Below are 14,221 nucleotides of genomic sequence, written 5' to 3' on the forward strand. Positions count from 1 at the left end.
CTTGTTAGGAGAAATGCCTTTAAATCGCACATACATGCGGTTTCCCGCAATAACGACTAATCTTAGTCTGATTATCGCTAATCATATTCTCGACTAACGGACCTCTGACAGTTTATGATATGGATTAACTTCTCTGGAGCACTTTCAGCTATCGAATTGTCGATGGCGTATGTTTCCAGTAGTAGACTCGTTCAATTCTTTCGAGCGGAAGTGATTTGTTATGGAACCCGGACAATTAACACCTGCATCACAGAAAGCCGTACAGATGATTGTGCATGCAATTAACCAAAAATTGATGTCTTGCGATGGCCCATTGGTTGTGGCGATTGATGGCGGCAGCGGTGCAGGTAAATCTACGTTAACCGCTGCATTGAGTTCTCACATAGAAGCGACGGTTATTCACTGTGATGATTTTTTCTCAGCGACAATTTCTTCTTCCGAGTGGGATGCATACTCCCCCGAACAAAAGTGTCGAAGATGCATTGACTGGCAGCGTGTACGTTTCGAAGTGTTGGAGCCTTTGCTTGCAAGCAAAGTAGCCCTATACCATCCATATTCCCTTGAGACAAGAAACGGCTTGGCAGCTCACTGGGTCAGTAAAACACCTGCCAAGGTACTCATTCTCGACGGGATCTATAGCGCCCATCCTGAAATATCCGACATCGTCCATCTAACGGTGCTCATAAATGTGACTCCGCAGGCACGCTATGAGCGACATAATCTCAGAGAGGGTCATGACGATGCTGACTGGCACGCGAGATGGGATTCCGCTGAGGACTACTATTTTACAGCAGTTCGCCCTCCCCTATCGTTCGATCTGGTGATCGATATGTAACGAGCTCATGCCTGATACGGGAACAACCTAATAGCAAAACAACAGGCTGCCGCGGCAGCCTGTTGTTTCATTCAAGTTTCTTATTCAAATAGCCGGCGTCTCAACCTGAGGTATTTTCCTTGCTGCGGCTCATTAACCACAGGATTAACCAAATAAGGATGAAGCCTATGAGTTGACCAGCAGTCAATTCTTGACCAAACACGAACCAGTTCATGCATACGCCCACTGCCGGGAAAGCTAGTTCCGCAAGCGTTGCAAAGAAAGCCTTCGTCGATGACAGTCCCTTATAATAGAGGAGCATGCTTACCAAACCTGGGAGAAAAGCCTGAAACAGCAGATTTACTGCGATCAACGTCAGTTCGCCGCCAGATCCGTTTACTTGCCAGACGTCACCGCTAACCAAGAGAATAAGTGATACCAATGGAATAGCCAACAAGAACCGAAGTGAAGTGATGACAGGAAAATCCAATTTTTTTTGAAGCAGGAACTTCCCCATGACAGTCGATCCCCCCCACAGGAATGCCGCCAAAATGGAGAACAAGCAGCTCAACGTACCTAGCTCCTTCAAACCCATCTCAGGGGAAGCAAAGCCAAACGTCAATAGATACGTCCCTAGAAGCGCAACCAGTATATACGCGGGAAATTTGGATGGCAGCGTCTCCTTGAGCATTACTCTTGCCAGAATGATGGCGAACAAGGGCTGCAATTTCTGCAGAAGCAAGACTGCATTTGCACTCCCGTGAGCGAAGGCTTCCGTGAATAGTATGGTAGCTATGGCCGATCCGCCCCAAGATATGAAGAGAAAGGCGCCAATGACTGCTAGTGTTAACTTACCGGCTAAGGTCTTGTGGTACCTGATTAGCACCGGTGCCGCATAACAAGCTAACAGCAGATGCTCGATGAACACGATCTGTGATGAGGTAAAGCTTTTTAGCAATAGAATTCGAAAGAGAGGGTCCAGCCCCCACAAGGTAGCTCCAAGCGCTACATACCAAATCCCATTAATACTGCCCAAGCGTGACGAATGCCAATTCGTGCGCTTGTTTTCAAGCTTTAAAGCATTTGCCAATTCAAAAACCTCCTGCGGAATGTTTTGAATTGAACCTTCTGAAAGAAACGATGCCCCCGTTGAATGACAACGGGGGCATCGATAAACAGACCTGTATAAAATTGAATTTTAACAAGTTGTCTTTCACCTTCTCCCATCCGGACTATACCGTCGGCCTTGGAATTTCACCAAGTCAGTCCCAGCCTATTCAGACTGGGAGTCGCGGGCTTAAGATACACGAACGTATCCTCACCGCCGGTAGGGAATTTCACCCTGCCCCGAAGGTTCATATTCTAATAGATTGAATAATAGCACGGCTGCAGTCGGCCTGGCAAATGGTTTTCATTGATTTTCATTGCATCCCAATCACTAGGTTGGTTAACTCTCAAGCGATTACGTTCCTGTATGTCATACTTTCCATGGGTTGATGTATTTATCTTATAAGACGTATCCATAAACAAAGTGTTGGTTTACCGATAAAATAATTAAAAAAGCCGCGGTTTCCGCGACTTTTGAATAGACTCCTCTTAAATTCCCAACTTATGGCCTTTCTCCAGACGTACAATCTGCTTCTCGCCATTATCAGCCAATTCCCTGAACTGCGTGATCGTTTCGCGCATTTTGGGCAGGGCTTCCTGCTTGTAGGTGCTGATCGAATCCAGAGCCGACAACACATCCGTAAAGGCTTGCTTCAGCGTGTCTACGGAGATGCTGGCTTCAAGCGATTGCTTATGAATCTCAGCTCCTTGACTCTTCAACATTCTGGAAGTGCCGGCGATCAATTCGTTCGTGGTTTGGTTTAAGAGCTCGATCTTCTTCAGGACAATCTTCTGATTATAGAGCGCACTGGCGACAGTTACTGAAATCTTCAATGCCGAAATCGTCACATTCTTGGCTCTGTCTACGCCGCGAATTAGCTCTTTGTTGTTCCGGATGACAACTTCAATGGCCATAATCCCCTGTTGGTTGACGACCAGCATCTGCTGCAGATCCATCACCCGCTGACGCAGCGGGAACAGCACTTCCTCCGTGATGAAACGGATCTTGTTAGGGTCTTCATTGCGAAGCTTAGCTGCTTCAATTTGTGCTTCGATTGACTCATCCATCAAGACCCCGAGTTGAATCTCCTTTTGAAGCCGTTTGGTCAAGTCCCGGAGCGTCTGCTGTTCGATCTCCAATGTAGTGTTGTCGTTCTTGAGGGTGGACTTCCCCTTATCTAGTGAGACCACAATATCCGCGATCACGGCATCGGCTTTCTGATACTTGAGGAAGTAAGCGCGAAGCGGATTGAACAGCTTGCCGAGAAATCCAGTCTTAGCAAAGTCTACGACGCTCGGATCCAAATCCTTCAGTTGAATATGCAGCTCGGTTAGTCCCTTGGCTACTTGACCGCCATCGTCTCCGGTTTTGGAGAGATTCCCTACCGAAACCTGAAGCAGCGTATTTTTATCTGAGGACATCCTCATTGTATTCAGACCGAACATATCGATGGATTGCAGAATTTCTTTCCGTTTATCGAGCGACTCGACATCCAGCGCCATAATCGCCGCGACGTTATTATCCGCCGCTTCTTTGAGCTTGGCTAGTTCCTCGGGAACAGGCTTCACCTGCTCTTCGATCGCGACCTTGATCTCCTCTTGGCTTGGAATCTCCATTGTGAATGACATTGTAATCCCCCCTTGGTTTGAGTTACATCTGAACGTTAAACAAGTTCCCAATTTTGTAGACAACGTCATCGGTATCTGCATTAATGCTAGCCGCCTCATTGATACTTGAAATCCTTTGCAGCGCATCAATATTCGCGTTATACCCGATCGTATATATAGGAACCTTATAGGTCTCAATTAACCCCTGGATATCATTCAAGGAGTAACCCTCATTCGTCTCACCGTCGCTTAAGACGAAGATGATCGGCTTGCTTGCGGGATTAATGGCCAATTCGTCTTGAAGCATTTTTAGAGCTACGACAATTCCATCGAAGGTAGCCGTCCCCCCGTTTGCCTGGAGACTGTTCACAGCGCCAACGAACATGGACTGCTGATTCGTATCGTACTTGGCGATAGGCAAATTGATGGAGACATCGCTTGAATAGGAAACAAGACCGATACTATTGTCTTTCCCCAGATACTTCTGCCCCTTCAACAACGACTCTTTCAAGCGGTTCAATGGCTCTCCTGCCATGCTTCCGGAAACATCGGTAACAAAAACAGCCGTAATCGGTTTGCTGCCGTTCTTCTTTTCTTTCCACAATTTCTGCGCCGAAGATAAGAGGTTTCCATCTACAGCCGCAAGCTCGGATTTATAGTCCTCCAAACTATTAAAGCCGTTCTCCTTCGCTGATTTCTGATACTTATCTTGCGAAACAAAGTCCGCAAACTCCTGCATGATGTCTAATTTTGACTGAGGCAGGTCTCCCAAAGCATACAATGGACTGTCATGCCGTACACCGAATGGAGTGAACACATAGCTGCTCTTCAAGTCTGCTGCGTTGACAAAGGTTTGATATTCCAAAACAAATCCGTCAAGCATACCTGACTTCGCTGCATCGCGCATTTGTATCGTCGTTGACGCAATAAAGGGCACATTCGCTTGAAACTTCTCAAATCCTTGCACAGCTTGATCGCCCAATATATTGGAGCTGTCGAACGTATTGAGCGCTGTTACGAGAAAGTTTAAGCCCGTGGAGCTGGCAAAGGGATCCGTATACCCCATCGCAAATTCATTATTCGCGATCGCTTCGGTAACGGTTTTGACATTCACCGCCCCATACTTATCCACTAACGCATCGTATTTTGCCTTGACGATGACAATACCCGGTACATTCCCGACGAGACGCTTCGTAACAAGCTCAGTCTTAACACCGCTTGCCTTAACCATTTCGCCCCATAACTCGTTCGAAGGTGTGAATGCATCGGGTACATATTTTCCGGATTTGATGTAGTCGGCGGCTGTACCGGATGCGATATTACGAATCTTAACCGATGCAGGTTTCCCGTTGACTTGAATACCAGCCTTGTTAAACTCAGTCGCAACTTCAGTTAACCAGCCGTCTACACCTGTGCCCGACTTCTCTGTCGAAGAGAAGATCTCAACAAAATTGTCAGACGTGTTCTCTACGGTTATTGGGAATTTGGAGATATCCGGCAGTGACTCCGCAACATCAGCAGGGTTAAGGTCGATCTGTCCCTTCACGGGCGCTTCTGTTGTAATCGAGAGGTTGGAGTATAGCTTGCTCAGCTTCTTGCCTGCATCCTCCGAAGCAACCTCTGTTTTGGATTTCCCCATATTTGAAGTCAGATTTACCCCGAAATAAACAAGGGCGAACACGAGAACTAAGATAAGGCCGGATAATAAGAAAAATTTACTTTTACTTGCCATGCTTTGCACCTCTCACTGTTTGTAATATTTGGTTTGCTTGATCAATGTGTCTATTTCCTGCATACAAGGCATATTCTCAATATCCCCCGGCTCAAAGCTATCCAAGCGGGATATCTCCAGCAGTAACTTATCCAGCTTCAATAAGATTTCCTCATTAGAATCAAGTGAACTTTTCATGAAAGACAGATACTCGTGATATACATTCGTCTTTTCTTGAAGAAGCTCCCGAGAGAACCGTGTGGACTTCTGACTCATAACACGCTTGAACTCCGATTCATCAAACACATGGAGTCTGTTCAGCATACTTCTGAGATTAAGGTAGAATAGTTTCTCTACCTCTTGTGTGACGGATGCAAATTTCTTGTAACTCAGCTCAGTTGCAACAAATCTCTGATTGAGCACCTTTAACAAGGTGTCCTTTCTTCTCCTTATCCCATCCATCTGCTCCAAGGCCAGCGTAATGTCATCCTCCAGCGCCTTTACGCGTCGAAACGGAATCAAAGCCTCCACATAGTCCTCGTGCGTGTTGATGTGTTTCACAGGTAAAGTAACGGGCGGCTTAAACAGTAAGGTATAACTCCCGTATATCAAAGTAAGCGTACTAGCAAGCAGCAGCGTTACCCCGATTGCTGTTGAAAGTGCAGTTCCGCCGATCTCGACCCCTAAAAGCCCGGGAGAGAGCACGAAGATATTCAGAACCACCACACCAAGAATAAGTCCTAATAGTTTTATGTACTTTGTAACACTCAACACCTGTACCTCCAATCTCCAATAGGAATGCTGCTCCATCCCGGATGCCTAGCACTGCCACCGACAGGTCAACGACGAATGTCCCCTTATGAACAAAGTAAGAACGGCTGCTTTGGCGATTGTAATAAAATACTGATACGGATCTATTCCCCTCGCGTTCCAGTATTTTCTTCAGCCGCTTGCAGTTCTTTCAACGCCCCTATGTCCTATCACGTCTTCGGGAAGAGAGATGCTAGGCCAACAGCTAACGCCGTCCGAGATCAAGATTGTGACTCCGGACAAATGCCGGCCTCGTATATCCTCATCTTATGTTCTTCTGCATACAAATGACTCCGTGACTTGAAAATTGTACCATATGTAGCAATTTAGCGACAATATTCGATAAAGAAACTCTCGTAAACTGCCAATATTTTGACCATGTGTGCGAAAAGGAACTTTGATAAGATAGGAAGGATTCGGGCTCTTCCGATTAGAAGGGGATTATTTTCGTGAGATGGAATAGAATGATCGTGGCGGCAGTCGTATTTCTGAGCTTGTTCAGTAATAACCTGCGTCCTGCTTCGGCCAGCGGCGGCGCAACGCCGTTTAACGATATTTCTGGAAGCTTTGCTAGACAAGAAATCATCGATTTATATAAGAAAAATATTATAACAGGCACATCGGCATACACCTTCTCTCCGACCAAGCCGATTTCCCGTGCTGAATTTATAACCATACTTAATCGGCTGCTCGGACTAAAGTCAGTAAACAGTCTCATCACGCCGTTCACGGATGTAGCTAAGAGCGCTTGGTATTACGGGGGAGTTCAAGCAGCGGTACAGCTTGGTTTAGCTGAAGGCGTCAGCTCATATTCATTTGCTCCAGGGAAGAAGGTAACGAGGCAAGAGGCAGCTGTTCTGATCATACGTGCCTTAAAGCAATCCGCTGCGGATCATAATGACACAGCGGTATTTAATGATGCTAGCTTGATTGCAGCTTGGGCAGAAGCTTCCGTCGCATCCGCACAAAGACTGGGTTTGGTGAAAGGCGACGATAACGGAAGATTTCGTCCGAATGCTCCGATTAGCCGGCAAGAGACCGCAGTAATAATACATCGGGTACTGCAAAATAAGAGCTGGGCTGCCGAGCTTAACCGTAAGGCTCGCTCCACCATTCAACTGGGATGGCAGTATAACCAAACAACTGCGCAATATGAACAAACCGTACTCCAATCCAATGTGAACACCTTATCTCCAAGGTGGTATTTCTTAGCGGAATCGGGCGCGATAACAGATACGACGGATTACTCGCTCGTAACGTGGGCGAAGAAACATAATAAAGCGGTGTGGGCAATGGTTGGTAATCGGAGTGATGCCAGTCTAACGCACCGCATATTATCGAATTCTTCTATGCGGACTACAGCCATAAATAATTTATTGGCGATTGTCAAAAAATACAGCTTGGATGGACTAAATATAGATTTTGAAAATGTTGTCCCGGAGGATCGGGCATCACTGACAGCTTTTATCAAAGAACTAAGCTCCAAGCTTCATGCTAATGGCTCTACGCTGGCGGTTAACGTTTCCCCCGATCTGGGAACGGATTGGACGGATGCGTTCAATTATTACGCACTCGGCCAGTCTGCGGATTATATCATTCTGATGGGCTATGATGAGCATTATAACGGAAGCCCGGAAGCCGGTTCTAATTCTTCTCTGCCTTATGTAGCAAACGGTCTGAATATACTGCTGCAAGAAGTCCCTAATGAAAAAGTGATCCTGGGATTGCCGCTCTACAATAAGGATTGGTCCGTGGGTACTCAAGGGAATATCATTTCCACGGATTTCATCTCTCTCCTGGAGCAGAATAACCGGATCCTTGCCCACTCAGCGCGGCCTATATGGGATTCCAAGCTTGGTCAGTATACGGTGAAGTATACGAAGAACGGAATTGCGCATTATATCTGGGTAGAAGATGGACGTTCATTAAGTGGCAAATATGAATTGGCAATCCATGAATCACTTGCAGGGTTTGCTTATTGGTATGTAGGCAGTGAAGGCTCGGATATTTGGGCTAGCCTAAGCAATGCAGAGAAATTCTATGGGTACAGCTTCTGAAACGAAGAGAGTCGGTTCACTTGTAAGCCGACTCTCTTCTCTTCTTCCCTTAAACGTTATTCGACGAATTTCACTTTCATCTCGCGATCTAGATCAAGAATAGGAAAACCATTGAAGAACGCATTCCCGCCGGGGGATACATCATCTACGGTCCACCAACCGATCGACTTGTAGGGGTTGCTAATTTCAGCGTAGTAAACCCCAGGCTCCTGCAGCCCTACGTTGATCGTGTCTTCCCCATCGATGGCATTCACGATTTCAGTTGTGTATAAGACTTCACCGTTCGGCCCACCGTTCTTTAATGTTACGGTATACCCGGAATCTTGATTCGTCCAGGTTGGCGTATTGAGAATGATTGTATTGAACCTGCTCTCCGAAGTAAAGCTCTGTCCCAGAGTGGATCCTTGCGACAGCGGTTCAGGGATGCGAGTAATGGGAGCTGGTTCGATAATCGGAACCACATCCGTGATGGAATATGTTTCCCCCGCATCAATCATTGTATCCACCTGAAGTTCAGGTATGACGATTTGATAGTGTCCGCGGTAAACCTTATACCACCTTTGATCCGGTACAGTTTGATTATCCGACAAGGCTTCAAAGCCGTTCACTCCCGCTGCTTGCGTATCACGCAGCCAACCGACAGCTCCTTCTTGATTGCTTAGCTCCACCTTATACTCACCTGGCTGCTGAGTTGAGAAGCTAAGAACGACTTCGGTCGGCCCCGGATTGACCTTCTGGTTCGTGTTCTGATTCCCTGGTAAGTTTCGAACGTTCTTCACTGCTTTGGGATACCACTTGCCATTCTCCTTCTTATACAACGATACTGTGTAGGCGTATCTCCCTTCCGAAGGTGTATCGACTTTAATCCCGACGCGGCTCATTGGAACATCGGTAATGAAGGATTGCCCTAATTTATGATTAGCTTTGTCCGTCTTGTTGGATTGATCCTGCTGATGTACCGCTGTCTGCTCACCGTTAATAACACGGTACATGAATTTCCCCGCTAATGATTGATTCCTCGACGTCGCGCTGCCATCCGAGCTCTCCGTTTGTTGGAAATACCATGCTGTAGACCCCGTTACGCTATTCACACGGATGCGATATACAGAATCATTCTCCTGCTTGGGTACGGCCATATAAACCCAATCCGCACGCGTCAGGTCCCCCATGTACTCAGAAGCAACTCGCCTCCACCCGTTATGGACTTGTTTCTCCAGTTCGATGATGATCTCAGCCCGATCGGTTTGGTAGGGTTCCACATATAGCCCGATTTCATCAAAGCTCTCTGAAGGATGGAAGGCTTGGGAAGCTGCATGGTTCTGGCTCACAATAACAGCCGCGTCATGCGCCTCGCTGCCACTTACAACGTCGCCCCGGTTCACTTGAACGGTTATGGGATGGCCGGCATAGTTCATTTGTTTGACGCCAGCGTGCAAGAGTGCAATAGGGAAATTGGGCGATAGGTGCAAACCGTCGATATCTGCATTCGCGCCAATGAACCCATTAATATAAGGCAGAAGTGCAATTCCCGACTCGGGGAATGGAGAATTCGTTCCTACCTCAACCAGGCTCTCGCCAAAATCATTATAGAATCTTCCCTGGTTCGGATTGAAGGTAAGCCGTTTGGAATCAGACGCGACTCTGCTTAACATCGCATTATAGCGGTCAAAGGCGTTATCCGCGTCCAAATATTTCAACCGGGCCATAATATCATAATAGGATGTCCACATCGCTGCTCCCCCATCGGGAAGTCCTTCTCCATAGGGTCTGGGCCCAGTAGGAGGATCAGACCAGCCATCATTGTCATGATCAGGGATGTCCTCCGTATTGGTGCGGGGAGCGACGATGAGCTGATATACGTCAGTGCTGCCAACATGTGCGCCTCCTGTGGTCGGCTGTGCCGCCCCGCTAGAGATCCAATCGTAGATCTGATACGCCTTGTTTGCATCTCCCAGACCACGGGTCAATGCTTCGGTATTGATGTACGTAAAGCCATAATCATGCGCGGCTCCGCTAACATCTCTCCAGCCGATGTACCGGTTCTTCTCTTCATTCCAGAAAGCGCTGTCATATCGGTCTGGGAACGCATCCGCCAACGCTTGATATTCCCCCTGCTTCACCACGTTTCCGTGCGCGCGTTCCAGATCGGCCAGGTTGTTCAATGCGGTGTAGAATGCCGCGTTGGTCCATGCATCTTGATAGCCGTATCTCGCTTGATCCCAGTAATTGCTCGGATGGGAGCTTGTCGTGCCGTCATTGCTCGCATCCTGGATCGTCAGCACGCCGCTGTCGCCTTCCATATGACCAAGAAGATAGTTATCCATGACAAACTCTGCCTTGGGCAGCATTTTGCTTAAGAAACTGTCGTCCTTCGTCCATGTATAAACATTATAAATAGCGTTGATGAGTCTAGGGATTTGATCATAGTGGTAGGAACCGTCCGGCCAGCGCTCTTGTGTCGCCCATGACCAGATGTAACCATTGGGCTGCTCCCCCATTTGGTTATATCCATTGATTTTAATCGATCGATCTAAGTATTGTTTGACATGGCTGCGCAGATCCTGATAACCCGTCCAACTAAATTTCATGGAATCCCATTCTGTCCAGGCCGAATTGTCGCCGTAACGGGATCCTGGAATATCCTCATCCGGATATTCATCAATTCCATAGATCGACCAGAACATATTGGAATGATCTGTGATAACCGGTGATGAGGTGGTAAAGAAGCCGCTGCTTGGATCATCATTTGCTGGTTTTGGAATGATAATCGCTTCTGTGGCATTAGCACTAGCCAGTGATCCGTTTGGATAAAGAAGCATTACAGATACTAATGTAATCTTCGACAGGATACCACGCGTTTTTTTCATACGGCTGATATTCTCCTTCCGAAATTAGAATCGATAGATGTCCATTCATCTTACAACGATGACGAAGCAGAACTCTTACGCGAACACCAAATCCCTCCCTATTAAAGGATTAATTGACAATACAAACTAAAGATTATCGTACATTCGTGAGAAGGTAAACCATTATCTTGAGATCTCTCTTTGGCATGACTCTCATTCGTCAATCAGCGACAATTGATCGATGGTATTGGATGCGGATCGGATTACGTTACGGCATAGAAAAAGGAGCTGCAGTAACAGCAGCTCCCAGAAAAAGTACATCAGAACGAAAAAAAGACTACGCATTAGCGAAGTCGAGAGGTCGATTTTAGACAAATTTTAAGCTAGAGACGAGTGTCCTCGCCTTCTATGATATTAGTATAAACCACGGAAAAGAAACAGTCTAGTCTTTTTCTAAAATATTCCTTATTCTAGATGTTGTTGCTTCATACAGCTCTATCCTGCCCGTCACTACAACATTTTATTGGAGGTGCACATGCTTTCCCTTACAGTCGCCCGTAAAGCTTATGCGCAAAATTTACTTTACCGGAGTGCACACATCATGAGAACCATTGCCAGCATCGCGATCGGTTACGTATACGCCTGCATATGGATCGGAGTCGGGGACAATCAATCGCTCGGTCAATACGGTATGTACGGCATGCTCAGCTACATCGCCTTCAATCAAGCTTGCTTATGGACGATATTTACGACGAACAGTCTTGGAATCGACGGATTGGTGCGGACGGGCCAAATTTCGGTGGAGCTGATGAGGCCCCTTCCCTTCTTTACGTACATGGCAAGCAAGGAATTCGGTAAAATCTACTATCAGTTTCTATACGCTACCATTCCGATCTACCTCGTATACATGCTTCTTCTCGGCATTCGAATACCGGAGCGCCCCGAAACGTGGCTGTGGACACTGCTGGCCATCTTCTTCGGAGCTTACATCTCGATGTGTATCAGCTATGTGATCGGAGTTGTTGCACTGTGGACGACCGAGTCGCGGTGGCTCGGGTCGTTGAACTGGTCGGTTAGCTCACTGCTGTCCGGCTTCTTCATCCCCATAGAATGGCTGCCCGGTTGGCTCAGGCCAATCAGCATGTTCTCCCCTTATCCATGCTTGCAGTACATTCCGACACGTCTCTACATGGAAATGAACGGCCCCTCCACCCTGATCATCTCAGCTTCATGGTCGATTGCTCTAACATTGCTCTCCATTGCTCTAACGCGTATCCTTCGGCGTCGTCTGGAGGTGCAGGGCGGATGAGTTGGATTCACCTATATGTCAAGCTTGCAGCCGCCAGCTTACGCGGTCAGATGCAGTATAAGTTCAATTTCGCTTTTTCGACCCTGATGGTTTTTGGTATATTCGGGCTCGAATTTCTGATGGTAGCCACTGTAATCCAAAAATTCGGCGGAATTGGCGGTTGGAACGTCTATGAGGTCGGCTATCTCTTTGCACTGATGATGTTCAACCGGGCTTTATACCGCATGTTTGCATCCGAGGTAAACGGCTTTGAGAAATACCTGATCGATGGCATGCTCGACCAGCTGCTGCTTCGACCGGTTCCAGTACTGCTCGTGCTCATGACGCGCCAATTCCGCCCCATGCTCGGAGAACTTATACTCGGCAGCTTGATCCTCACCATATGCTTAAAGCAGCTGGATGCTGCAGGACAAATCGATTGGCGTCTAGCGCTTCTCAAGACCGTTCCAGCCATCCTAAGCGGTTCAGTCCTTACGTTCGCCTTTGGTCTAAGCACTGCAGCTGTGGGCTTCTGGACCCATCGCATCGACGATCTACGGCGCATCACGGACGATGCCACGACGAACGCTTGCAATTATCCGCTTACGATTTACCCTGGATGGATGCGGCTCATTCTGCTCACCGTGCTGCCAATGGGATTTACGAGCTTTGTACCGGCTATGCACATTATTCGCGGCGAAATCGGCTTATGGACAATGCCGGCCACGATGCTCCTCGCACTTCTGCTGCTCATCGGCGCACTGCGGCTCTGGCGTCACGGGATCATGCATTACCAGAGCACGGGCACATAAATGAGCGTTGGCCTCAACCGGAAATAGCGTCCCTAATCTCAATTCATTTCAGAAACGGAGACATCTCAATGATCATCGCCCGGAATCTATGCAAAACCTTCAAGCTGACCGTCCCCAAGGAGGGACGCTTCAAAGGCATTCGCAATTTATTCGCTTCGGAGTATCGCGAGGTGAACGCGGTAAAGGATGTGACCCTCTCGATTGGCTCCGGTGAATTCGTGGGGTACATCGGTCCGAACGGAGCCGGCAAATCAACCACGATCAAAATGCTGAGCGGCATCCTGCACCCTACCTCGGGCGATGTACTCATCTGTGGAGCAAGCCCGCAGCAGAATCGCCGGCAGGTTGTCAGGCAGCTTGGCGTAGTCTTCGGACAGCGGTCGCAGCTATGGTGGGATTTGCCCGTGCGCGATTCCTACGATATTCTCGCCTCCATGTATAAGCTGGATGCCCCCCATTACAAGGAACAATTGGCCACCCTGCGGAATGTGCTGCAGCTGGACGAATTTATCGATACGCCTGTACGAAAGCTATCGCTTGGGCAGCGTATGCGCGCCGATCTGGCGGCAGCGCTGCTCCACAACCCGGCGATTCTGTTCCTCGATGAGCCTACCATCGGCCTTGATGTTGTCGCCAAGAAACAGATCAGAACCTATTTGAAACACCTGAATGTCGAATGGGGAAAGACGATCCTCCTTACCACGCACGACATGGACGATATCGAGCAGTTATGCTCGCGCGTCATCGTCATTAACCGCGGCGAAGCCATCTACGACGGCAGCATCGAAAATCTGCAGGAGCGAATCGGCCTGCCATCCGTCATGAAGCTCGCGTTCCGGGGTCCGGTGACGCTGCCTGCCGGACGCACGGAGATGCTTCCATTCAAGGTTACGGACGTCCAGGACAACGTCCTCACCATCGAATGCAACCGAAACGAAGTCACCGCAATGGAGGTGCTTCGTAACGTCAGCGAATGGGGCGACTTACTCGATGTCCATATCGAGGAGCCCGACTTTGAGGACATTATTCATCGGGTATACTGAGTACGGATACAGCATCGCGTAATCGCGTTTTCCTCCCCCTAACGGTATCCTGTCAAGAGTTCCCTGAAGAAAAAGCGCCCCTTACAGCATTCATCGGCTTCCCACCTAGGGTGCTGGGCCAATGT

Annotated in this window: 10 protein-coding genes and 1 riboswitch; of the genes, 5 read left to right on the top strand and 5 right to left on the bottom strand. The window is 48.0% G+C overall.

Translation table 11 applies throughout. The features are described from left to right. The first annotated feature begins 220 nt into the window (after positions 1–220). Entirely contained in the window at positions 221–835 is a 615-nt protein-coding gene (locus NNL21_RS00100; protein WP_204815384.1) for a uridine kinase family protein, read from the top strand. A 100-nt stretch (positions 836–935) separates the two neighbouring features. On the opposite strand, the gene NNL21_RS00105 is transcribed toward NNL21_RS00100, so the two are convergent. The 4 genes from NNL21_RS00105 to NNL21_RS00120 all read right to left on the bottom strand — a co-directional run bounded on the left by NNL21_RS00105 (position 936) and on the right by NNL21_RS00120 (position 6,011). After that, positions 936–1,904, bottom strand: coding sequence for a DMT family transporter (locus tag NNL21_RS00105; RefSeq protein WP_204815385.1), 969 nt, complete (start codon positions 1,902–1,904; stop codon positions 936–938). A gap of 121 nt (positions 1,905–2,025) precedes the next feature. Next, positions 2,026–2,173, bottom strand: a riboswitch (FMN riboswitch). Between the two features lie 237 nt (positions 2,174–2,410). Further along, on the bottom strand, positions 2,411–3,550 hold the full coding sequence (locus tag NNL21_RS00110) for a toxic anion resistance protein (RefSeq protein WP_204815386.1): 1,140 nt from the start codon (positions 3,548–3,550) through the stop codon (positions 2,411–2,413). Positions 3,551–3,572: 22 nt separating this feature from the next. Further along, a complete protein-coding gene (locus NNL21_RS00115; protein ID WP_204815387.1) occupies positions 3,573–5,261 on the bottom strand; it encodes a vWA domain-containing protein in 1,689 nt (562 codons plus the stop codon). A gap of 12 nt (positions 5,262–5,273) precedes the next feature. Next, entirely contained in the window at positions 5,274–6,011 is a 738-nt protein-coding gene (locus tag NNL21_RS00120) for a hypothetical protein (protein WP_204815388.1), read from the bottom strand. 488 nt (positions 6,012–6,499) lie between these two features. Here NNL21_RS00120 and NNL21_RS00125 point away from each other — a divergent pair, with 488 nt between their 5' ends. Continuing rightward, positions 6,500–8,107, top strand: coding sequence for an S-layer homology domain-containing protein (locus tag NNL21_RS00125; protein WP_256554977.1), 1,608 nt, complete (start codon positions 6,500–6,502; stop codon positions 8,105–8,107). 56 nt (positions 8,108–8,163) lie between these two features. On the opposite strand, the gene NNL21_RS00130 is transcribed toward NNL21_RS00125, so the two are convergent. Further along, on the bottom strand, positions 8,164–10,974 hold the full coding sequence (locus NNL21_RS00130; RefSeq protein ID WP_204815389.1) for a glucosidase family protein: 2,811 nt from the start codon (positions 10,972–10,974) through the stop codon (positions 8,164–8,166). Positions 10,975–11,488: 514 nt separating this feature from the next. Between NNL21_RS00130 and NNL21_RS00135 the strand changes: the two genes are divergently transcribed. The 3 genes from NNL21_RS00135 to NNL21_RS00145 all read left to right on the top strand — a co-directional run bounded on the left by NNL21_RS00135 (position 11,489) and on the right by NNL21_RS00145 (position 14,096). Further along, complete coding sequence (locus tag NNL21_RS00135) at positions 11,489–12,262, top strand: ABC transporter permease (protein ID WP_204815390.1); 774 nt, start codon at positions 11,489–11,491, stop codon at positions 12,260–12,262. Next, entirely contained in the window at positions 12,259–13,053 is a 795-nt protein-coding gene (locus NNL21_RS00140) for an ABC transporter permease (RefSeq protein WP_204815391.1), read from the top strand. Before NNL21_RS00135 ends, NNL21_RS00140 begins: the two co-directional genes overlap by 4 nt. Before the next feature lie 68 nt (positions 13,054–13,121). Further along, positions 13,122–14,096: an ABC transporter ATP-binding protein gene (locus NNL21_RS00145; protein ID WP_204815392.1), complete on the top strand. Its 975-nt coding sequence runs from the start codon at positions 13,122–13,124 to the stop codon at positions 14,094–14,096. Positions 14,097–14,221: the final 125 nt, after the last annotated feature.

Origin of the sequence: Paenibacillus mendelii, assembly GCF_024498075.1 — a bacterium.
Taxonomy (GTDB): domain Bacteria; phylum Bacillota; class Bacilli; order Paenibacillales; family Paenibacillaceae; genus Paenibacillus_Z; species Paenibacillus_Z mendelii.